Source organism: Ignatzschineria cameli, from assembly GCF_003121895.1.
Classification (GTDB): domain Bacteria; phylum Pseudomonadota; class Gammaproteobacteria; order Cardiobacteriales; family Wohlfahrtiimonadaceae; genus Ignatzschineria; species Ignatzschineria cameli.
Genome location: NZ_QEWW01000001.1, coordinates 62,235 through 85,333 on the forward strand (window position 1 = coordinate 62,235; position 23,099 = coordinate 85,333).

General features: G+C 34.9%; 22 protein-coding genes and 1 pseudogene. 18 read left to right on the top strand and 5 right to left on the bottom strand.

The features are described from left to right. Positions 1 to 49: 49 nt before the first annotated feature. From DC077_RS00185 to DC077_RS11110, 8 genes are all read left to right on the top strand, one after another. Positions 50 to 1,345 (top strand): accessory Sec system protein Asp2, encoded by a 1,296-nt coding sequence (locus DC077_RS00185; protein ID WP_109217717.1) that lies wholly within the window; start codon positions 50 to 52, stop codon positions 1,343 to 1,345. A 65-nt stretch (positions 1,346 to 1,410) separates the two neighbouring features. Then, entirely contained in the window at positions 1,411 to 1,824 is a 414-nt protein-coding gene (locus DC077_RS00190) for a hypothetical protein (protein ID WP_109217718.1), read from the top strand. A 25-nt stretch (positions 1,825 to 1,849) separates the two neighbouring features. Then, on the top strand, positions 1,850 to 2,338 hold the full coding sequence (locus DC077_RS00195; protein ID WP_109217719.1) for an ATP-grasp fold amidoligase family protein: 489 nt from the start codon (positions 1,850 to 1,852) through the stop codon (positions 2,336 to 2,338). 148 nt (positions 2,339 to 2,486) lie between these two features. Beyond that, a complete protein-coding gene (locus tag DC077_RS00200) occupies positions 2,487 to 4,709 on the top strand; it encodes an acylphosphatase (protein WP_109217720.1) in 2,223 nt (740 codons plus the stop codon). Positions 4,710 to 4,906: 197 nt separating this feature from the next. Then, positions 4,907 to 6,967, top strand: a complete 2,061-nt coding sequence (locus tag DC077_RS00205; RefSeq protein ID WP_193450578.1) for a capsular polysaccharide biosynthesis protein — start codon at positions 4,907 to 4,909, stop codon at positions 6,965 to 6,967. A gap of 289 nt (positions 6,968 to 7,256) precedes the next feature. Next, positions 7,257 to 7,439 carry a hypothetical protein gene (locus DC077_RS00210; RefSeq protein ID WP_094567049.1) on the top strand — a complete coding sequence of 61 codons (183 nt, stop codon included), beginning with the start codon at positions 7,257 to 7,259 and terminating at the stop codon, positions 7,437 to 7,439. Between the two features lie 24 nt (positions 7,440 to 7,463). Next, positions 7,464 to 7,877: a hypothetical protein gene (locus DC077_RS00215; protein WP_094567050.1), complete on the top strand. Its 414-nt coding sequence runs from the start codon at positions 7,464 to 7,466 to the stop codon at positions 7,875 to 7,877. A 153-nt stretch (positions 7,878 to 8,030) separates the two neighbouring features. Beyond that, positions 8,031 to 8,225, top strand: a complete 195-nt coding sequence (locus tag DC077_RS11110) for an integrase core domain-containing protein (protein ID WP_109217721.1) — start codon at positions 8,031 to 8,033, stop codon at positions 8,223 to 8,225. Between the two features lie 178 nt (positions 8,226 to 8,403). Here the strand turns inward: DC077_RS11110 and DC077_RS00225 are convergent, their stop codons facing one another. Continuing rightward, the gene (locus tag DC077_RS00225) at positions 8,404 to 10,875 is read right to left on the bottom strand and encodes an SIR2 family protein (protein WP_109217722.1); all 2,472 of its coding nucleotides are present in this window, start codon (positions 10,873 to 10,875) and stop codon (positions 8,404 to 8,406) included. A 244-nt stretch (positions 10,876 to 11,119) separates the two neighbouring features. Between DC077_RS00225 and DC077_RS00235 the strand changes: the two genes are divergently transcribed. From DC077_RS00235 to DC077_RS00265, 8 genes and pseudogenes are all read left to right on the top strand, one after another. Next, entirely contained in the window at positions 11,120 to 11,464 is a 345-nt protein-coding gene (locus DC077_RS00235; protein ID WP_109217724.1) for a capsular polysaccharide export protein, LipB/KpsS family, read from the top strand. Next, complete coding sequence (locus DC077_RS10775; RefSeq protein WP_157953454.1) at positions 11,461 to 11,628, top strand: hypothetical protein; 168 nt, start codon at positions 11,461 to 11,463, stop codon at positions 11,626 to 11,628. The genes DC077_RS00235 and DC077_RS10775 overlap by 4 nt, the downstream gene beginning before the upstream one ends. A gap of 69 nt (positions 11,629 to 11,697) precedes the next feature. Continuing rightward, a pseudogene (locus tag DC077_RS00240) lies at positions 11,698 to 12,770 on the top strand (IS3 family transposase). A 229-nt stretch (positions 12,771 to 12,999) separates the two neighbouring features. Then, on the top strand, positions 13,000 to 13,533 hold the full coding sequence (locus DC077_RS00245; protein WP_109201282.1) for a hypothetical protein: 534 nt from the start codon (positions 13,000 to 13,002) through the stop codon (positions 13,531 to 13,533). Further along, positions 13,505 to 13,966 carry a hypothetical protein gene (locus DC077_RS00250; RefSeq protein WP_109201283.1) on the top strand — a complete coding sequence of 154 codons (462 nt, stop codon included), beginning with the start codon at positions 13,505 to 13,507 and terminating at the stop codon, positions 13,964 to 13,966. The genes DC077_RS00245 and DC077_RS00250 overlap by 29 nt, the downstream gene beginning before the upstream one ends. Before the next feature lie 12 nt (positions 13,967 to 13,978). Next, the gene (locus DC077_RS00255) at positions 13,979 to 14,404 is read left to right on the top strand and encodes a hypothetical protein (RefSeq protein WP_109201284.1); all 426 of its coding nucleotides are present in this window, start codon (positions 13,979 to 13,981) and stop codon (positions 14,402 to 14,404) included. A gap of 512 nt (positions 14,405 to 14,916) precedes the next feature. After that, on the top strand, positions 14,917 to 15,546 hold the full coding sequence (locus DC077_RS00260; protein WP_109217725.1) for a hypothetical protein: 630 nt from the start codon (positions 14,917 to 14,919) through the stop codon (positions 15,544 to 15,546). Between the two features lie 299 nt (positions 15,547 to 15,845). Further along, complete coding sequence (locus tag DC077_RS00265; RefSeq protein ID WP_109217726.1) at positions 15,846 to 16,817, top strand: Abi family protein; 972 nt, start codon at positions 15,846 to 15,848, stop codon at positions 16,815 to 16,817. A 917-nt stretch (positions 16,818 to 17,734) separates the two neighbouring features. Here the strand turns inward: DC077_RS00265 and darG are convergent. Then, entirely contained in the window at positions 17,735 to 18,763 is a 1,029-nt protein-coding gene (gene darG / locus DC077_RS00270; RefSeq protein WP_109217727.1) for a type II toxin-antitoxin system antitoxin DNA ADP-ribosyl glycohydrolase DarG, read from the bottom strand. Positions 18,764 to 19,129: 366 nt separating this feature from the next. Between darG and DC077_RS00275 the strand changes: the two genes are divergently transcribed. Continuing rightward, positions 19,130 to 19,582 (top strand): YbbD-related protein, encoded by a 453-nt coding sequence (locus DC077_RS00275; protein ID WP_109217728.1) that lies wholly within the window; start codon positions 19,130 to 19,132, stop codon positions 19,580 to 19,582. 77 nt (positions 19,583 to 19,659) lie between these two features. Here DC077_RS00275 and DC077_RS00280 read toward each other — a convergent pair whose 3' ends face one another. After that, positions 19,660 to 20,355, bottom strand: coding sequence for a CPBP family glutamic-type intramembrane protease (locus tag DC077_RS00280; protein ID WP_109217729.1), 696 nt, complete (start codon positions 20,353 to 20,355; stop codon positions 19,660 to 19,662). A gap of 303 nt (positions 20,356 to 20,658) precedes the next feature. Here DC077_RS00280 and DC077_RS00285 point away from each other — a divergent pair, with 303 nt between their 5' ends. Beyond that, positions 20,659 to 21,480 (top strand): hypothetical protein, encoded by an 822-nt coding sequence (locus tag DC077_RS00285; protein WP_109217730.1) that lies wholly within the window; start codon positions 20,659 to 20,661, stop codon positions 21,478 to 21,480. Positions 21,481 to 21,867: 387 nt separating this feature from the next. Here DC077_RS00285 and DC077_RS00290 read toward each other — a convergent pair whose 3' ends face one another. Together DC077_RS00290 and DC077_RS10780 are read right to left on the bottom strand one after the other, a co-directional pair. Next, positions 21,868 to 22,248 carry a hypothetical protein gene (locus DC077_RS00290; protein ID WP_109217731.1) on the bottom strand — a complete coding sequence of 127 codons (381 nt, stop codon included), beginning with the start codon at positions 22,246 to 22,248 and terminating at the stop codon, positions 21,868 to 21,870. A 216-nt stretch (positions 22,249 to 22,464) separates the two neighbouring features. After that, positions 22,465 to 22,635: a hypothetical protein gene (locus DC077_RS10780; RefSeq protein WP_157953455.1), complete on the bottom strand. Its 171-nt coding sequence runs from the start codon at positions 22,633 to 22,635 to the stop codon at positions 22,465 to 22,467. Positions 22,636 to 23,099: the final 464 nt, after the last annotated feature.

Sequence of the window (23,099 nt, forward strand, 5' to 3'; positions counted from 1 at the left end):
TAGCATATAATACTTTAAATTATTAAGTGGCCTTATAGGGAAATATTTTATGAAGGAAAAAACGATATTAATGAATAGTTTTGAAATTAAATACGTTTTTAAAGAAGCAAGGTATGATACTGACCACTTAATAGTTGTTTTCAGTGGCTTTGGAGGAAAATCTCAATTTACGTATGATTTTAAAAATTCATTAGAAACTAATAGAGCTAACATTTTATGGATCAAAGATGATTTTGTTGATGGTGTTAATGCCAGTTATTACCTTGATTCAATAAAAAATGGAGTTAAGGGGAGTGCATTAGAAGAAGCTTTGTATACTTTTATTATTAGCGTATTAGAAAAGTATTCTTTAGATAAAGATCAGTGCACTCTTTTAGGATGTTCTAAAGGTGGTACTAGTGCTCTTTATTATGGGCTTAAGTATAATTTTAAAAATATTATTGTTTCGGCTCCAACTATTAGATTGGGCTCCTTTTTAGTAGGAAAAGCTCCTAAAGGAGCGAAGCCTAGAGAAAATGCACAGTTTTTGCTAGAAGATTTGAATAAAATAGAAAATATTGATCTTTTTGATGATCTTATATTGGAATGTATCAAGTCTGATAAGAAATATAATAAAAATATATATTTTATCGCATCAAAAATAGATCCTAAGTTTAAGTCTCAGATAGAACCGTATCTTCATATGTTCTTAAAGTATGAAAATTTTAATTATATTGAAACGGTATCAAAGTTGGTTAGAACTCATGCTGATGTTACGTTCCATAATGCTCCTTTAATTTTAAGTATATTGGGATCTCTCTCTTTTAATTTACCACCGATATATAATCGTACTATTATAGGGACGGCTGATTTTGATGGAAAAATAAGAGTAAAAAGAGAGTCTTCAAATGCCCCTGTTTTTCAATTGAAAGAGTTGCAATTGAAAGGTGAAAAGTTTTTTTTAGAAGGAGTTTATTTTTTACGAGATATTGAGTTAAAAGAATATAGTGATGTTAAGTATACTCTAATATTAGAATCAGATTATAACGAGTATGCTCTACCTCTTGCTATAGGGAATAAACCAGAGTTATCAAAAAATTATTATAAAAACTATTTCGTGAATTATGATAAAGGATATTTTACAACTCCTAAATATGGGGGGATTAATTTAGATAATATTGAGTGTGGTGTCTATTCTCTTAAAGTTATTATAAAAACGAAGACAAAAAGTGATTTAGTTAAGCTGAATGACACTCATATTGTTGTTAAAAGTACTCCGAATGAAATCGAAGTGAAAGATAAAGTTTATCGTTTAAAATTCCAGGAAGAGTTAATAGTACTAGAGGTTAAAGAAAAAGAATCTTAAGCGTGATTTTTTGAGTTTATGATTTGTAGAATTTAATATTTATGATTTACAGGAGTGGGGTTGCAATGAAAATAGAAATAAATATAGATGAAAGTACTTTATCTACATTATTTAAAGAAAAAACACGTAAGGAAAAACCGATATCTTTTTCTAAAAGCCTTGATTTAATGTGGGATCATGACAAAAGATGCATAAGATTAAAAAAGGAAAGAAGTTCAACTTTTAATCTAGATAATAAACTCGTAGGGTATTGTTTTGCACAGAAGTGTGGTTTTGTTACGCCTAAAATCTACCAAGTAGGTATTCCTTTAAGTGAAGTGAATTTCCGAAATGGGGTAGTAGTGAAACCTATGTATGAAAGCTCTGCTAGAGGTGTTGTAATTGTTTATTCAGAAGATAATATCGTTTATTTAAATAAAAATGAAAAATATAGTAGCATTTCTGAAGTTAAGACTTACTTAAAAAAGCTTATTAAATAATGAAACGGTAAAACAAGATGTTTGGATGGTAGAAGAGTTATTGGTTGGAGAGAGCTCAATAGCGAGGGATATTAAATGTTACTCTTTCTATGGCGAGGTAGGACTTATATTAGAAACAAAACGGATGCCCCAAATTGAGCGGTGTTGGTATGATGCAGATCTCAATTATGTTGATATTGGTAAGTACTCAAATAGACTTTTTAAAGGCAGTAGAGATGATTTGCTAGAATTAATAAAAGTAGCTAATAAACTGAGTTCAGAGTTACCTTCTCCGTTTGTAAGAATAGATTTTTTATATTGTAATGGGCAATTTTATGTTGGAGAGTTTACCCCGTTACCAGGATCTTTTTGGATTATTAATCAAGAGTGGGATGAGAAATTAGGGGTTCTATTTGGACAAGCATCTGTTCGTTTAGCTCACGATATATCTTTAGGTAAAATATTTAATAATTATTTAGCAACACCTAAAACTGAAGCTTTAGCAATGGATTTAATAAAAAGTCAAATTGATTAATTTTTTATGAGTTTTGTTGAGGTTTTTAGTCTTTAAAATAATGCGTAATTTTACGAGTTTATTAAAAAAATACCTCTTCTGATAGAATAATTTAAATAAAATTTAATATTCTATTGCTCCTGTATCTTTATAGAAATGGTAACCTATAATGTTTTTATCTTTAAAGAATAAAAAGAACTTGTTTAAATCTGATTTATTTATTCAAGGAATAAGTGATGAAACGATAAATATGATGAGTTTGCAGGATAAAGAAAGCTCTCTCGTTCTTAGTCGAATCTTTAGACGAACAGTGAATGATAACTATACTATTTTTAGTGATCTCAATTTCCCACACATTCAGCGCAGAAGATTTATGCGTTCAAATAAAGAGGGGGCGGAAAGATTTATTAATATTTTATTTGATCAGGGTCACAGAGTATTAATAACACCTCATCATAATTTATCCTTAACCCAAAAGGTTATTGATAATCTCGAAGAATTTTCATTATATTGGGAAAGATATACGAAATTTCATGAAGCAATTACTATAGAGGTATATCAAGATGGTGATCCTTTTGTTTTATTCATTAAAGATGGGAACCTATTAGGGGTATACTGTATCGTACCTGCATTTGTAATTGGCGACGGAGAGTCAACAATACAAGAGTTAATAGTAGCTTTAAAAGATAGAAGAAGTAAAAATGTGCTTTATCAGCAGTATAAATTAGAGAAAATTGATAATACTCTTAATATGGAACATATTCCTATTAAGGGGGAAGTTGTTCAATTAAAACTAAGTCGCCAGATTAAATATGGAGCTCAGTATCTTAGTATTACTGATTTGATTCAAGACCAATATGATTCTCTAATTAAAGACGTTAATAAAATAGTTGATAAAAAATACTTTTTAGTTTTAAGTTGTTTTAGTAAAAATATTTTAGCTGGTGTTCATGATAAGACATTGGTTATAGATAATATAAAGCAAGGTGCAAATATTTATCGTCACTTTTTAGCAGAAGCTAGGTTTAATATCTCATCGATTATAAAGGATAATTTTATCTCAAATGCTTTTGATAAAGAGATATATAAAAAGGCGAAAATATATAAAAATAGCCATTTTACTCGAGTATCTCAATTAATTATCTTAAAAGAAGCTGCTTATCAGTTAGGCTTAAAGTCAAGAGTTCTAGATACAAGAACCTTATTGATAGAGGATCCTCTTAATGATACTAGGTGTCTTTTTTGGGGAGGAATGTCCCAGTTTACAACTCTACAAGCGCGACAACTTGCGGATAATAAACATTTGACAAAGATGCTATTAGATGAGTATGGAATAAGAGTTCCAAAAGGTAGGCTCTTTAAGATAGGGGAGTATGACAAAGCTAGTCAATATATTTCTAACTTTAATGGTAGTGCTTTTATTGTTAAGCCTCTCAATTTAATGGGTGGTAGGGGAGTTTCGACTGATATTTTTGACCATAATCAACTATTAATGGCCTGGCAAAGATGCGAGCAACTAAAATGTTCAAACATTATAGTGGAAGAACAGATACTCGGAGATGATTATCGTGTTCTTGTTGTGAAAAACAAGGTTTATGCTGTGGCTAGGCGTATTGCGCCCTATGTTATTGGGAATGGAAGGGATAACATTAGAGAACTCGTTGAGTTAAAGAATATAGAAAGAAGAAAAAATAAGTATTTGAGGAACTCTCCAGTAGTTATTAGTAGCTACGTTGAACAATATTTATCACAACAAGGCATAAACCTTAACACTGTACCAGAAAAGGGACAGAGGGTTAATTTATCAAAAGTTTCTAATGCTGGAAGTGGTGGTGAGATTGTTGATTGCTCGGATAACGTTCATATAGATTGGATCCCGATAGCAGTTAAGATACGGGAGTTAATGGCTAATGCATATCATGTAGGGATTGACTTTTTGATGGAGGATATTTCTAAGTCACCTAGTGATCAAAAATGGGGAGTTATAGAGGTTAATACAAATCCAGATTTTGCGGTTCATCTATTTCCAAGCGAGGGGATGCCACGAAATGTTGGTAAGCCTTTTTTAGAAGAAATTTTTTCCCCATCTCCACAAAATAAATTTGTTTATAGACTTAAAATTTTAGGAAAAGTTCAAGGAGTTGGGTATAGAAAATGGTTTAAACAGGTTTGTGAGTTTAGATCTGTTTTCGGTTATATTAAAAACACCTCATCGGCGGATATCGTGGATGCTCTTATAGTAGGTTATAAAAATAATTTAGATGAGACTGTTGAGCTCAGTTATAGAGGTCCTAAAAATGCTGATGTAAGACAAGTGATAGTGGATGACTTAACTGATAATATTGAAGAATATAGATCATTACAATCTTTTGAAATTAAAGTAACGGATTAAAGAGAAATATAGGTATTTACTTATGAAGGATTGTTGATAATTTTTATAACTCGTTAAAGTTATCTATTTTGGTTCCACAAAGTGCTATAATTTCGTCCTTAATTTAATTCTTAGGGTGGAAATATAGCGCTTTTTTATTGGGATAAGTGTTATCTTGGTGAGCTGTTTCCCAATTAGGATGAAGGACATTATTTAGCATGATCATTACCACTTCTTCAGGCTTAAAACGAAAGCGTGCGCTGTTGGACGCATTACTTGATACGACGATGGGTGATATCGTTGTCGGCTGGGGCAATAAGGCGAATACGGAGAAGGCGCGGAGGTATGCTGAAAAGCATCGGCTTCCTTATCTTACGCTTGAAGATGGCTTCCTTCGCTCTATGGGGTTAGGGGTGAGTGGTGATGCGCCGTTATCGATTGTGGTGGATGATTTGGGGATCTATTATGATGCTGCTAAGCCCTCTCGACTAGAGACACTTATTTTAGCGCAGGAGGATCTGCTCCCACGATTGCCGGAAGGGGAGCGAGCGCTTCGGCTGGTGATTGAGCATCAATTGACAAAATATAACCATCTTCCTGCCACTTGGCCGGCACATCTTCCTTTTGATGCCGGGAAAAAGCAGGTTTTGGTGATTGATCAAACCTTTGGGGATCTCTCGTTACAATATGGTGGCGTCACGCCGGAGACTTTTCAGGAGATGTTAAGCGCGGCTAAGGCGGAGAATCCCGATGCGGTAATCTGGGTGAAGATTCATCCCGATGTCTTAGCGGGGAAGAAGCAGGGGCATTTTACGGCGATGATGCCGGAATTACAGGCGGATATTCAGGTGCGATTATTGGCGGAGGATCTTCATCCCCACGCTCTGCTGGCGCGGATGGATCGCGTCTATGTGGCAACTTCGCAGATGGGGTTTGAGGCTTTGATGCTCGGCAAAGAGGTGATCACTTTTGGGCTACCTTGGTATGCTGGTTGGGGCTTAACGGAAGATCGGCATCCGCAGGTTCAAATGCCGGCGTTCAAATCCCGCCGCCGGCACGCAACACTTCTTGAGCTCTTTACCGCGAGTTACTTGCAATATTGCCGTTATCTTAACCCGTACACCGGCAAGCGTGGGACGATCTTTGATGTGATCGATTATCTGATCATGATGAAACGAAGGGAAGCGCTTCTCGCTGGGGAGATTTGGGTCGTTGGGCTCTCTTTTTGGAAGCGGCAGATTATTCGCCCCTTTATTCAGAGCTATCGTAATCAGCTTCGCTATTTCCGAACGGAGAAGGCATTACGGGAGGCGTATGCAGCGTTGCCGGAATCGGCGCGGAGCAATATTCGCCTCTTAATTTGGGGAAAGCAATTTCCCGATTTAGTCAGCTGGGCAGAGCAGGAGGAGATCGCCATTTTACGGATGGAAGATGGCTTTATCCGCTCTGTGGGATTAGGCTCCAATCTGGTGCCACCGCGCTCTTTAGTGCTCGATGATCGGGGGATCTATTTTGATGCATCGCAACCTTCACGCTTAGAAGCGCTCTTAACGCATACAACATTTTCCGCAGAACTTTTAGCAGAAGCCGAGGCGCTACAACGGGATCTTGTCGCCTTTAAGGTGGGGAAATATAATGTGGGAGATCGCACAGCGCAGATTCCAAGGATCAAGAATCGCCCCATTCTCCTTGTGCCGGGGCAGGTGGAAGATGATGCCTCCATTCAAACCGGGACGCGCGATATCAATACCAATTTAGGGCTGCTCCAAGCCGTTCGCCGGCAAAATCCCGAAAGCTATATTGTCTATAAACCGCATCCCGATGTGGTGAGCGGAAATCGCCTTGGCCACGTGGATGAAGCGCTTGCCCGGCAATATGCCGATCTTGTGATGGCAGAGGGGGATATCATTGCCATGATCGAGCAGTGTGATGAGCTCCATACCATGACCTCGCTCTCCGGCTTTGAGGCGCTCCTTCGCGGGAAGAAGGTAGTCTGCTACGGCATCCCTTTCTATGCCAATTGGGGCCTTACGGAAGATCACTATACCTTAACCGGCAGAAGAGGACGGAAGCTCACCCTTTCGGAACTGATCGCCGGCACCTTGATTCTCTACCCCACATATCTCGATATCGACACCGGTAAAATCACCAATGCTACTGCTACATTGCAAGCACTCGTCAAAGAGCGCGAAGCGCAAGGGCAGACAAAACTGAAAACCACCTATCTTGAGCGAAAGTGGCAGCAGCTAAAGGGATTATGGCGAGTGATGGGGTGGTAGGTTAAAGCGTAAATTTATCCTAAAAAGAGACAAGCTAAAATGAGAGATTTCGTCATCCTTATTGAGATGGCGGAAATCATGAAGCGATCAAAACTTACAGAAACATCAATTGCTAACATTTTAAAGCTTCTTATCATAGTTATATGCAACATCGTTGAAACTTTTTTGACTGGTGCACAAGCATACTATATCATTTGTTAAACGATGCTTAGGATCCTAATATATTACTTTTAACTGTGTAGGGTATATTTCCTAAGTATTTTCTTTTTAAGAAAAGGTGAGGTTATATATGAGTAATAAGAAGGTGCTAAGACCAATCAATAAGGAAGTCGTAAGCTCTAAAGAATTCCTTATTATTCTGGAAAAGGATAGAAATAATATTAAAAAAAGCCGATTCATTCCTCCTAAATTAGGTTCTAATGGTGGCTTTGGTTTTTTTGAAGTTGAATATAAACTTTCTCAATTAAGATAAGTAGGTTGAGGGGCTTTAATAACGATGAGTAGTATGCAGACTCAAGAAAATTTTCAAAATGATACTTCCTCACAAGAAGCTAATTCTTCTGAACAGGAAGCAATGATGAGTCGTTTACTAGATCTACAAGAACGAAATCTTATCCTCCAAGGTAAAGAGCTTGATCTTAAAGAAAAGGATCTGGATAACCAAAAACATCTAGCTGAAAAGAATTTGGATCTATATGCTAATGATCTTCAATGTCAACGAGCTTACAAATCCAAGTTAGTTATTTTAGGGATTGTTTTTAGTGTGTTTTTTATGATTTTCTTAGCTATCCTAGCTTACTGGGGGAAAGACGATATTATAAAAACGATTTTAACTTTCATTTTAGGGGCTCTTTCGGGAGCTGGATTTATAAAAGGGAAGATAGCTTTAAGCAATACCGATAAACAGTAACTCAACAAACCTCTCTCAACAATCTTTATAAAGCATCAAAACGCATTTAAAGCGCATTTAAAGCTCTTTCACTATGAAAAGATCTATCATCTCACGTAAGAATTGGCGCTTAAGTGCGATTTTTTGACATCTACTCAAAAGCCGTTTTGTAATATGCTTGGATTACATTTAAAATCTCTTCTTCAGCAATCTCATCAATCCCCAAGAATCGCTGTGCATGAATCCCTCTTTCTTCATACCGTAAACTTACCCTTTCAGGTGCGAGAACTGAGTTGGGCTTGGATGTTAAGTTATAACAAGGAAAGACCTCATGAGTCATTGGGAAATTTATCTCCCAATGAATTTTAAAAACAATGAACCGACAAAGTCTCTAGTTATAAACTGTGCGCTTGACGGTAAGCTTACGTTATAATACGGTAAAACTCCATAAGGATGTTTAATGCCTTATAAAGTTTTAGAAAATTATCTTAATACCGAAATGTAAACGATTGGCCAGTTTTTAACACATCGAATTAGACGTCCAATTCTAGACTCTATTAAATTCTATCGAAGATATTATTTTCTTTAAGATAGTTATGATTTTATCCGCGTGAGGATTCCAATTACCATCTTTTTTAAATTCTTCTATATCTTTTAATGCTTCTTTACAGGAGTATTCAAACTGAACTTTATTACCTTTAGATAGCGTTTTATATTTATTATTATAAAATTCTTCATATACATTTTGTTGTTTGTATCTAGATATATCATTAGGGACTTTCATTAATAATAAATGTCCTTTAGAAAACCAATTGAAGCTATCAATTTCTTCTAGTGATTTTTTTAAATAGAGTCTTGCCTGCTGCGTATCAATATAATGAGTCTTATATTCAATTTTATTTTCTGCTAATTTATATGCGTGAGATAAATATGTTTGAGCTTTTCTATAGTCATTTAGAGTTATTTGAGCCATTGCATATTGTAACCAGTAATGAGGATCATATTTTATCCAAGAAATTTCTTGTTTTAATAAATCATAATATCTATTTAAATTTGACTTTTTATTCCTCTCTGGAATAACCCTTTCAATAAAGGAAAAACGTAAAATTTGAGTTTTGATGTCTACAATGTTTTTATCGCTATTTTCATATACATCTAAGTTTTTTACGATATATATAAGCTTTTGAATTATATAGCCAGGATCATAATAGTTTGATATAAAAACTTGGCTAAAAACACTCGAGTGAGCTGAGTATGTTCTACGAATAGGATCAAATTTGAAAAGTTGTTTAAACTTGTCATCGTATTTTAGTTTAGATCCATAAATAATCTGATTATTTATCATTTTAGATATAATATACTCATCGCTAGGTCTACCTAACAGGCTCAAAAGACATATGCTAAAGACAATATCTTTGAATTCAGTTATTTCAAATAACTGCGATACTATTTCTTGTATTTTATCTTTAATATTTTGAGATTTTAACAAGGATAATAAGACAGATGAGATCATGGAGTTGTTTTTATCTTTTATAAATAATAACTTATTAGAGTATGTTGGTTTTCTAATAAGATCGGCCCAATAACCAATATAATCTATCAATTCAATCATCTGCTTATTCTCATTATCTGATAAAAGATCTAAATTAACATCAATAAAATTTTCAACATAATGAGAGTTTTTTTCATATAATGCTGTGCGAATAGTTGTAACTATTTTAATATTTTTAATGTCTTTCGTTTGTATATATTTAATAATTTCTCCGTGTTGTCCGCAGTTTTCGATAAATAAGTATATTGTTTTATCAGATTTTTTTAAGAGATCTAGGTCACTGTAAGGATCATCAAACTCAGTTAAGTTTTCGGGAAGGAAGTAAACACTGCTACCAAGATCTCGAGTTATTAAAATAGCTAGAGATTCCAGACATATACTTTTACCATTTCCTAGTTCAGACGTAATAACAATATTATGACCGTTTCTTATTTTATCGATCATAAAATCTAACTCATCCCTATAAATTAAAGCTTTTCTAGATGAGTTATTGCGTAGGGCATACTCTAGATACTCTTGAGTTACAGTTCCGTACATTAGAAAATTTAGAATGTCTGAGTCATTGATTGAGTATTTATCATTATTTTTCAGGGTATATAAATCTAAACATTTTATTTCATCGGCTAAATCTTCTTTTTCTAAATGATCAACTTTTTGCTCTATCCAACTCGAAAAGCCTTCTATCCCAATATCGATAACTTTTCCATATTTTTCTAATCGACGTCTGTCTCTATTTGTAATATCAGGTTTTGTTATAAAATAAATCCTCTCTTTACTATTTTGGTTATTTTCCACAAGAACTTTTTCTATCTCAAAATCGTAAAGAGAATACCCAACAAAGACAAATGCTTGGGCATATTGAATATCTCTACTAAACAAGGCTCCCCAGGGGGTATGGATAAAGTTGTCAATAGAGATATAGGACGTTGCGGTTAATTTAAAATCTGATCGAATCGTATCTTCATTTAAATCATCAATATGACCATTTATATGCATAACATATGGTTCGGGATAACCATTGTATTTATTTGACTTTTTTAATGTATAAACTTTCTTATTTGAATTTTTGCAAGCTTGTTGTATTGAGTCATCATAGTTAGTTGTATAGAATCGTTTCCATGGTAATTGGCAGATATTATTTTGATAAATACTAGTTTCTGTAACGCAAAACAAATGGTTCATTTTTTCAATAAAGGTTGGTATTTTATCAGGAGTATCTATTAGTAGATCACTCATATATGATAGGTCATTAACAGAGTCGGGGTCAGACTCATCAGAATAGTTTAGAATTGAGGCAATGTGATTTGCTAATGTTTTTGCGACCATTAAATTACTACCTTCGATATTCTTAGCTGTTTTTGAGAATCCTGCTCCTGTAAACAAAACAGCATTTCCTGTTGGAATTTTTCTCTCTAATTCATTTAAGTATTGTTGGTTTTTTCCAGTCAGAAAAGATGCTAGGTTCATATAATTACTCCTTACTTGTATTTATTAAAAATCAGATAAAAGATTAATCTTATTAATATTTCATTACTTTTAAAGTATATAATTAATAGAGCTTGGTTAGTAGTTTTTATATTTTTGTCTGTATAAAGTGCTATAATTTCGTCCTTATATTTAATTCTTGGGGCGGAAATATAGCGCTTTTTCATTGGGATAAGTATTATCTTGGTAAGCTGTTTCCCAATTAGGATGAAGGACATTATTTAGCATGATCATTACCACCTCTTCAGGCTTAAAGCGAAAGCGTGCGCTCTTGGACGCATTACTTGATACGACGATGGGTGATATCGTTGTCGGCTGGGGCAATAAGGCGAATACGGAGAAGGCACGGAGGTATGCTGAAAAGCATCGGCTCCCTTATCTTACGCTTGAGGATGGCTTCCTTCGCTCTATGGGGTTAGGGGTGAGTGGTGATGCGCCGTTATCAATTGTGGTGGATGATTTGGGGATCTATTATGATGCTGCAAAACCCTCTCGACTAGAGACGCTTATTTTAGCGCAGGAGGATCTGCTCCCACGATTGCCGGAAGGGGGCGGGCGCTTCGGCTGGTGATTGAGCATCAATTGACAAAATATAACCATCTTCCTGCCGCTTGGCCGGCGAATCTTCCTTTTGATGCCGGGAAAAAGCAGGTGTTGGTGATTGATCAAACCTTTGGGGATCTCTCGTTGCAATATGGTGGCGTCACGCCGGAGACTTTTCAGGAGATGTTGTAATCCCCCCCTAAAAATAATACCGACTATAAGTAGAATTTTCTCGTATTATTTACTTAGGAGAAATTAACTATGAAAAAATCAAAATTCACAGACTCACAAATCATGTCGATCTTAAAACAGAATGAATCAGGCGTGAAAGTGACTGATTTATGTCGAGAACATGGGGTTAGTTCGGCGACATTTTATAAGTGGCGTTCAAAATATGGAGGAATGGATGCCTCGATGATTACTCGCTTAAAAGAGCTAGAAGCTGAAAATGCAAGGCTTAAAAAAATGTATGCTGAAGAGTGCTTAAAGTCCCGTATTCGTCAAGAAGCTTTAGAGGGAAAGTGGTAAAGCCATCTCAATGAAAAGAGATGGCTAAAGCTGTCTTAAAGACACAAAATATCCCCATTCGTTTGATTTGTGAGATATTTGGAATTAGCAAAACGGCTTTTTATTATCAGGCTAAAGCCACCTCTGAAAACAGACTTATTGAAACTTGGTTGCTGAAGTTAACTAAAGCTCATAAGCGTTGGGGATTTGGCTTATGTTTTGATTATTTGAGAAATATTCAAAAGTTCCGATGGAATCATAAACGAGTTTTAAGGGTTTATCGGGAATTAGAACTTAATCTCAGAATTAAACCTAAAAAACGAATCATCAGAAATTGCCCTGAAGCATTGGGATTAGCGACAGAAATTAATCAAATATGGTCGATGGATTTTATGTCTGACAGTTTGCAAAATGGACGTTATTTCCGAACCTTCAATGTGATTGATGATTATAATCGGGAAGGTCTTTGTGTGGATATTGATTTTAGTTTACCGACAGAAAAAGTGATTCGTTCCCTGGAAAGAGTTATTGAGTGGCGAGGAAAACCAGCAGCGATTCGATGTGATAATGGCCCTGAATATATCAGTCAAAAGTTAATTGATTGGGCTAACTCAAAGCAGATCACTCTAATTTATACTCAGCCGGGGAAACCTACACAAAATGCTTATATCGAACGATTTAACCGCACCGTAAGAGAGGAATTACTATCGAATTATCTGTTTGAAACAATCAATGAGGCACAAATTTACTCCACTAAATGGCTATGGAGTTATAATAACGAAAGACCTCATTCAGCCATTGGATCTGTACCACCGTGCCAACTTTAATAAACCAAGAAAAATCTTCTACTTTTAAATAGTCTTAAAAAGGGGAGGATTACAGTAGGTTTGATATTGCAATATAAGCGATATTTATAGGAGAGGCGTTATCATTATTGCTATGGATGTGCTAATCTTTTTATGCATAGAATTAAATACTGTAATATTTTTTGTTAGTTTAAGTAATCCGGAAGTCATTGCTTAAGTAAATCTTTAAATATGTATTAGTGAAATTTTTATGGAGATAATTTCCTTATATAAAGCGCCGGTATTACCGCCGAAAGAAGAAAATGGGGATCGCTATATAACAGGGAGTACCCCTCTTTACTCTCATCGAGTATTGATTCAACACCTAGTAGGTGATGATGCTAAAGGTATAGTGATATCTGCAGACCTTGAGCATAAGATTATTGAAGACTTTAAAGCGTTAAACTCTGATAAAGTTTACAATATTGATGAGCTTCAAGATCAATATGAGGTTGATAGTATCTCGGAGATTATTACTCTTCTTATGAAGGAAAACTTTTACCCCGAAAATAAGGCTTATTTTCTTAACTCTTCTTGGTGTATATATCATGTAGGTGATAGTAAAAAATGGGCGGCTAGTGATGCTTATATTCTTAACCCGTATCCCAAAGATACTTTATTAACAAAAACAGAAAAGAGAGAAGATTATTACTGTAAGTTTTTTATAGGAAATAAAAGATTGATTTTGATTGGGGTCTCTTTTCATGAGGTGCGAGATGAATACAATGGTGTTAGACGAATATAATCAGTTCTTAGAACCTTGTTGCATATGTGATAGTGAGCATACAGTAATTGGGATTAAAGAGCGCGAGGCTCTTGGTGATACTAAATTTACATATCAACAGTTGCTGATTAGGTGTTTAGATTGTGGGTTTGAGTTTGTTAATAAAGAACTATCAGCACAAACACTTAAGAATCGGGATAGGGCTGAAATGATGCTGAAGCTTAGTCTTACGACTATAAAAGATGCTTATCAGAGTAGAAGGGTATCCTTTGATTACACAATTGAAGTGGACAGAGGCTTACAAAAAGGGAGTGGAATTATTAATAATATTTACACCCATCGCATTCCAACGGTTAATTATAGAACAACCATTAGCTCTTTCTCCTCGATTGATCAATCAATTTTTACTTTAGATAATCAGTTACCGCCTAGACACTCCACATATGTAAGATAGGAATCTATGTGTATGAATGAAGAAATGTTACAAGGATCGCTAATACTACCATTTACGCAATTGGGGTTTGCAATAAAAAAGATCTCAAAACAAGATATTGATGAGGTATTAAATGCAAATATAAAAACAATAAAACTCACTTCTGATAAGAACTTTCAGATAAGTGTTGATGACAATGATTATCAAAAAATTAGGGTTGTCAGTGATATATCTATCTATGCTTCTGATGGAGAAAATAGCGATTTAAAGAATAGGCAACTATTTATTAATACTGAGGTTGAAGTACTATATTTAGTGCATGATGAAGCTAAGGTGTATGAAGCTGATATGGTGCAAAAGCTTTTAATTGCACAAACCAATGTACAGCTTATAGATGTTGTTAATTTTATTTTGCGAAATAGTGAGTTAAAAGGGGAAGATATCAGATACGATGTTTGAAATTGATGTTTTGATAACACTTAAAATGTGATTTTAAAAGATGAGTTTTATGCGCTAAAACTTATTTAAATGAGTACCTTATTACCCGCCATGTCTCTATATTAATTATTTTAATTTATGTGGGAGCTGGCGGTTTTTATTTCAGAGTTTTTTTAAAGGCTTTGATTTTTAGAACTGATCGCCGGCACACTCATCCTCTATCCCACCTATCTCAATATCGATACCGGCAAAATCACCAACGCCACCACTACGCTACAAGCCTTAGTTTTAGATCGCAATAAACAGAAATCCACCAAGCTGAAAACCACCTACTTCGGCAGAAAGTGGCAACAGCTAAAGGGCTTGATACGGACGATGGGGTAGGCTGAGTTCTGGGATAAAACAGGAAACAGAGATTGTCAAAAGTCAATTAATAAGTGTTAGGGATAATAATTAATTTTAATTACAATATAATTTATGGGTTATTCTTTATAGGTTAGTTTATTAATCAGATAGTGTGTGAAATATAATTTATGTCTAATTTTATTAATTTATTAGAAAATAATGCAGGTATTATTGGTATTTTAGTTACCTTATCCACTACTTTAGGCGGCATAATTGTTTTTATCTATAATGTTATTCATGAATCTAAAAAAATAAAAGCAGATAAAAAAAAGCTGAAGCAACAGATGATAACAAATAATATTGCTCCTATGAGGCAAGCTTGGATAAATGATCTAAGGAAAAATATTTCTGATTTCAATATGACCGCCAAAATTGCGAGATATGAACTGTATAAATATTTTGGTTCTGGGCAAAAGTCTTCTGATAGTGAGTTAAAAATTGTTGAAAAAAAAATACTGAAAGACTATTACAAGTTGAATGAACTGGCCGAATATTTGAATCTATTATTACCTTATAGTACTGAGGGAGAAAATGCTAGAAAAGAGGAATACGCAGACAATTTAAGAGAGGCTATAAAGGAAACAATTCAAGGATTTGATGCAATATTTGATCTTTTATCTAATAGAAGTGATGATGAAGCTTCATATATTGAAACGGCGAACACCATTAACAGTTCGATAGAAAAAGTATCTGATATGGCTAAAAAATTGTTATTACAAGAATGGCGTGTTACAAAATCTCTAAAAGAGTTAGACTAATCAAATTTTTGGTGTGTAGATAAATAATGAATAGACTTGAGTGAAAAAGTTTATATGGGTTGCGCTGAATTAAAGTTAGAGCTTTATGATAGCACCTCAAAGCCGTCATCTTTTAATCTATACTGAATGATAGTCGCTCACATCCCCCCTATATTTATCTGATGAACTTATTTTTATCTCTATTTGATAATATTATGCCGTAATTTTTGGATAATGTTAGGCGATCTTTTGACGATCTCTATTTAGATCTAAATATACTAAAGTTGAGAGGTTGATATTAGATAAGATGGAGGAAAGTGATGAATAATCAAAAACCTTGGAAGTCTTTTGATGAGCAGTTATCACTACTGGAGGGTAGAGGGCTAATTATTGATAATAAGACAGCTGCGCGCAATTACTTGGAGAGAATTGGTTATTATCGGCTTAGTGGTTATTGGTATCCTTTCCGAAAAGTAGATCAAGAGAGATCTCAAAAAAGATTAAACCTATTCCTGGATCATAGCCATTTTGAAGATGCCGTTCGTTTATATGTTTTTGATAAAAAGTTACGATTATTAGCTTTTGATGCCCTAGAGCGTATCGAGCTAGCAGTCCGCGTAGATATTAGTTATTTATTGGGTAAAAAAGATGTATGTGCTCAATATAATCCAGATCTCTTTCATGGGAAATTTTCAAAACATATTTCTCCTAAAAGTAAAAGGACAGCACATCAGGCGTGGTTAGATAATCTAGAAAGGCAAGTAAAACGGGCTAGAAAAGAACCTTTTGTTATCCATTATCAGAGAAAATATAAAAATCAGCTTCCTATTTGGGTCGCTTGTGAATTATGGGACTTTGGTATGTTATCTCATCTCTTTTCAGGCTTGAAAATTGAAGATCAAGAAATAATTGCAGAGAAATATGGAGAAATAGCAGCTCGAAAAGTTGATGGGCGTCGAATTCTATTGGCTCAGTGGTTACGTAGTTTGAATTTTATTAGAAATGTGGCAGCACATCATAGTCGTCTTTGGAATGTGAACATAGTAGAACGATCAAGCAGTATTAACACAGATCTCTATTGGAAAGAATTAGATAATTCAAAAGTTTTTTATTATTTTTGTATTATGCAACAAATGATCAAAGCAATATCCCCAAACTCATCTTGGGGGAAACGTTTCTTAAATTTACTAGATAACTTCCCATTGCCTAAAAATAGAGCAGTTGACCTTTGTGACATGGGTATTCAGAACATTACGACATTGAAAGAATGGGAGTTATGGGAGCAGATTTGAGGTAAAAGAAAGCCGGGACGTACATTACGTGTAATGCAGAGGTACCCGGGCGTATTACTGAGTATGATACTAATAACTTGTTACTTTATCAATAGTTGTTAGTCAATAGCATTTTATTTTAATGTGAGCTCAAGCCAAAAGCCTTAATTCGTTTAATGATCTTTTCTATTCTCGCCCACCTTAGGCTCCCTTTACTACCCAATTACCGTTCTTTTTTCTCTATCTCTATGATTTAAATTAGTAATCATCTTTTCTGTTTTATTGCTCTTGAAATATTACCTGCATTTAATATTGTCGATAATCTAGTTGTCTCGGCTAATTGACAATGCTTTTATGGCGAATAGCCACTATTTTTGTATTATGCAACGAAGAATCAAAGCAATATTGCCAAATTCATCTTGGGGGGAAATGCTTCTTAGATAAGGTATATTTTCATGGACTTATAATATAAACCCCATTATAAGGGGGTTATTTTTAGAACTGATCGCCGGCACGCTCATCCTCTATCCCACCTATCTCAATATCGATACCGGCAAAATCACCAATGCCACCACCACGCTACAAGCCTTAGTTTTAGATCGCAATAAACAGAAAACAACCAAACTCAAAACCACCTACTTCGGCAGAAAGTGGCAACAGCTAAAGGGTTTGATCCGAACGATGGGGTGGTAGGTTTGATATTGAATAAGGATCGCTGTCGGTATATTTTTTCCTCTAAAAAGACAAAAGCCCGAATGGTTCGGCAACTACCCAAGATAAAGGGATAGGCTTACTGCAAACGGGCATATATCTGTATAGAATATTATAGATGAAGCATATTGTTGTCAAAACTTCTTTTTAGGAGAAGGGTTGTTACTAAAAGGTTTAATCGAAGGGAGAGTAATCAGGTTAAGATCTGATTTTCTGAAGTTTTAATTTTAAATCCAGCCTTTTTCAGTTAGGATTTTTTCAGCGATATCGATCTGCCTTTTTGAAAATTGTTGTTTATGTCGATTCCAATTATAAAATCCTTGATAAAGATCTGATCTCTTTTCCTGCTTTTTTAACCAGTGAGTTGTTGCCAATAATTCTAATCCCGCTGAGGATTCAAATCCATCAATGAGTGCATTCACTTTATTAAAATTAGAGGATATATCACCATTTTGCTTTAAAACATGATGCGCTTCAGCAACAGCATTAGGCATTATTTTAATAATTTTTCGAGGATCATCGCCGCCATCTAGATAGCCAGAAATATAGTGACCTTCAATATGTTGTAAAACATGCCTTAAGTTCTCAGCATAAGGACCATAGCTTCCTTTGGTAAATCGTAATCTAAGGTTGTAGCCAGACTCTTGAACAAAGTACATTAACTTATGAAGTTCAAGAAGCGTAATGTACGGATCTATGAGTTTTTTCAAATATTCATCCATTAAACTAATAAGGATGGCGCGACCTTCTGTCATTTTTGGTTTTTTTTCAGACCGAATGGTCACATTGTATGTCGATTTTTCTATTGGTTCATACACAAAGATAGAGACATCTTCTGAGATGGGAGATAGCTTCTCAATGATTCTGTTTTTTACTATAGACCACTCTAATCCACCTAATCCTGCTCCTAATGGGGGGATTGCGATTGATCTGATTTTTCTTGTTCTAATTTCAGTGATTAATGTGTCTAAACCTGCGTTAATATCTTCTATTTTACTTGCACTACGCCAGTGTCTTTTAGTAGGGAAATTGATAATTAGTTTAGGGTTAACGGGGCTACCAGTTTCAAAGATAAACATTTTTCCAGGTGCAACTTGTTGTAAATCACAGGCCTTTTTATAAGCCTGAAAGTTTTCCGGAAATGCTTTTTTAAATTGTAGAGCAATCCCTCGTCCCATTACTCCAACACAATTGACAGTATTGACTAATGCCTCTACATCTGCGTGAAAAAGATTTCCTTGTACGAAGTTAATCATCATTAATCTCCATGGAAGTGGGATTATAACAGGGAGGGTGGATATTTTATTGCATAAGTTAAGAAAATTTTCAGGAAGTAAAGATCACCATTATAGAGGATATTGGCAATATCTCAGAGATATGTTTGATAGTGATATATGTTAAGAGTAGGGTTGATAAAGAATCTTAGGAAAAGGGTTATAGAAGTTCTAAGAGATTCATGAAATAAAAGAGAGCCGGGACGTACATTAAGTATAATGCAGAGGTACCCGGGCGTATTATTGAATATATTAGCTACAAGTAATTGTTTTATCAATAGCTAAAAGGTTTGATCCGAACGATGGGGTAGTAGGTCTGATTGTGTAAAAAAAGGAATTCAAAAGCAGATGAAGACGGGAAAAAATAAGAATATATTGATAGCACTATTGCTCACAGTGTTTGTTATCGGGCTGATAGTTTTTATTTCTATTTTAGGCGGATTTCATGATACAAAAACCATAAAATTTCCGACGCAATATCAGGCTACTGAATATATTGAGAAGGGGTGGATTCCTCGGGATATACCTGAGAATGCAACAAATATACTGCTTTCTTACGATCTAGATACAAATGTCATCAATGGTAGCTTTCAATCAACTCAAGAAGATATCCGTAAATTTAAGGAGAACCTAGTTGAATCTGAGAAGGAGGAGTTTATTCATAAAACAAGAATATTAAACCCTGATTTTCAAAATATTGTAGAGTCTTTTTTGAGTAGAGAGATCTCCTTTTACAAGAATGATCGTTACTTTTTTGTGATTGAGGATCATACAATATACTTCTTTAGCTTACATCCATAACACATTTTAAAGCCTTTCTAGTAACAGGATGTTTCCATAAAATCAATTATCTCTTTTAGGATTAGTGTATGTGCGCTCTACACAACATAGAAGAGAAAAGAGAGCCCGATGATATCCGCAAGAGAATGTGCGAGGAAGAAGGGGAGCAGATTCTTTGGTCTCAGCCACTTTGTGTAGAGAAGAAATAGGAGCGCGCCTAAGAGAAAACCTAAGCCGATCGCGGTTTCTAATCCTTGATAGGTATGAAAACTAAAACGAATCAAGAGGGAGTAGAGGAATGCCCATTTGAGGTTTTGTGAGCGAAGGGTAAGACAGAGCCCTAAAAAGAAGATCTCCTCATAAAAACCATTGAAAAGGGCATAAAGAATCAGAGAAGGTTCTTTAAAGGCGGAAAAGGGGAATGGAACGGGAGTGCTCCCAACGGTATCGGGATAGAGTAGAAGATAGAAAAGATCCATGCCGAGTGCAGCAAGAAGAAAGATCATCACGGCTTGAGGAATCACCCAACGATTAATGCGAATATGTTGCCCTAATGTGGCAAAATCAAAACCTCTGATCCAAAGATAGATAATGGCTATAAATAGGTAGATGGATTGTGAGAAGAGCGCGCCATAGTTATCGCTACTTGAAAAGGTGGTTAAGGTCTCAATATCGGTATGATTCTGACTTAATTGCAGATAGAGAATGGATGATTGGTAGATTGCCGAGCCAAAAAGAATTCCTGTGAGGATCAAAAGGTCGAGCCAAGTAAGGTTGATACATCTCTTTTTCATGCTACAAAATATCTCGATCTCAAAATGGTGATTTTATAATTTTATGGTAGAGGCGTCGACCTCTGCAAGCATCTAAAGCGTGAATATGGCCTTATTTTATTTTTCTTTGGAGGAGGTTGTACTCTCTGCTTACGATCTATTTTTATATAAAATAGATCTACCTAAAATTGTGTTTATAAAACTTATAAAACTTATAAAACTTATAAAACTTATAAAGATCAATACCCAAATACCGATTAATTATAATAAGTGATATTATATTAAAACGAAAAATTTGAAGCGAAAATCACAAAAGGATCAATCATGAAAAAAATAGTTCTTTTAGGCTTTATCTCGGCGTTACTGGTAGCTTGTACCCCGAAGGATGAAGATTACTACTTTAAGCACCTAGATAAAGCAGAAGAGAAGGCAAAGAGCTGTAATAGCCAATTAGAAAAAATATTGATGGCGGGAAAGGATGAAAAGGCGCTCGCTAAATTGAAGGAAGATACAGAGTGTCAGGCGGCTTTTGATGCGCTTAATAAACAGAAAGAGATTGAGCGAGAGAAAGAGAGAGCGGAGAGAGAGCTTAAGAGACAACAAGAGTTAGAAGCGAAGCAGAAGGCGATTGAAGAGGCTAAAAATCGTATTTCTCAATCGCTGATCGATAAAAATTGGGATGAGATCATTGCAGAATACTTAAAACAGAAAGAGTGTAACAGCCTCTCCCAAAGAAATACCCCCGAGTGCATGGCTTGGAAAGAGATCCATGAAGAGGCCTTTAAGAATGGGGAAGAGCAACTCTCAAAAGAGAACTTTGAAGCCTTAACAGAGCAGCAAGAGACTTATTGTAATTTGGATAAGCGATCGGGTTCTGCCTGTGATGTTTGGAAAAAGAGCTGGAATACTCAAAATGCTGCAATCGTTAATCAATTTATCAACGATGATCAGCGCTTTGTCGAAACCTATAACCAGTGTTATGACGCGGTGGAAAAAATACGGCAATCAGATGAGGGCCGTAGAGTAAAAACTCAGCTAGAGCGTGAAGTGACCGGGAGCTATCCTTGTTATCAGATAAAGGAAGCTTACTCTAAGAGAGGATTAGGATCTGGGTGGAATATCTTCACGAAGCGCATTAGCTTGTAGTATTTGTTGATCAGTGAGAGAAAACAGGTAGGTCATTGATACAAGCAGATTGATACAAGTGCATCAATACAAGTACATCGATAACAAGTACATCAATACAAATAGAGTGATACAGGTGCAGCGATACAAGTACAGCGATACAAGTACAGCGATACAAACAGATTATTGATAATGTCGATTTAAATAGAGATCACAAACCTCATAAAGCCGCTCGATTACTGAGCTTTTTATGAGGCTTGTTTTTCAACTAATAGATGAGAATCTATTAGTTGAAAGAGGGAAGATTTGTATGGAACCTATAATATAAGTGCTATAAGTTACTTTAGTATGTTGTATCTAAAGTAGATATAGCACTTTTTGCTTTGAAAACTATAGGTAAAGCGATATCTATTGTTTTACTTTCCGCTCAAATGAGACATGGTTTTTATATGCTTTACGAATATACTTAAAATAGATAAACCCATAGACAACAACTGTAAAACTTAATAAATAATAGATTACATTATCAGAAGTATCAATATTATTAGCTACAAAATGCTGTAATTTTTCAGTGGGAATTCCGACATAGTGACTATAATTTTTAATTAAATATATAATGCCAGAAAGCGCTGCGATCAGAGCTATTACAGTAAGAATATAGTATCCAAAAAAAGCGGGGATTGAGAGGCCATAGCGGATTTCTGCTTTACAACCGACACAGACATTTGCACCTTGTTTAACATCAGTTAAACAGTGAGGACATGTAATTGTTTGTACATTACTAGACATTTCACTCCTTCTTTAAATCATTTACAAATAATAATTGTTTTTATAGTTTATTCATTACGGAATATAGGGCATAAAGCAATAATTTTCAATTTATTATTCAGCAAATTTTATATTTTCATAATAGATATACTGGGAGTAGGAACCCTTAAAAGTAGTGAGCATAAAGAGGATCTGTTTTTTGATCTAAAAAATTTCTTATTAATATATTCCCTTATCTCATTTTTCCCATTTAGGATCATAAGATTCTAGTGAAGGGCGCAATCTTCTGATATTCGCTTTCTTCTTAATAAGTGCGCGTCGCTTTTCAGAGAGTTTCTTGTAATACTCAAAGTAGGTGAGCATTTGGTCTTTTTCTCTCTTTTCTTTGGCATTATTCTCTAGTGTCATATCGTTATCTCCTTTTACCACGCATAATGGATAAAACTCAAAAGCATCATAAGAAGGGAGGCAAGAGAGTCTTAAAAGAGAAGGAACCCATTTTAAGTTATTAGAGTCTGTTGAGCATTTGGAATAAAAAAATAGATAGTTGTAAAATGTAATCGTCAAAAAACATTACAAACTCTCTATTCTTATGTTTCAAACATTACTTAATGACAAGCTTTGGTGGAAAATGAAGTTTATCCTCCTAGATTTGAATATTTATGACTTTTTTATCTATTGTTGCTTAATATTTATATTTAAGCTATTTTGTATTTGCCCTATTTAATAGGAATGGGGGGATATCACATGATGTCAACCAGAATAACCTCCCAGTGATGGATGATTATTCCGATGACAATGCTGTAGATATGAATATGCTTAATATGAATATTTATGGTAATACGCATCTTTAGTCCTCCTTGTGAGACTGA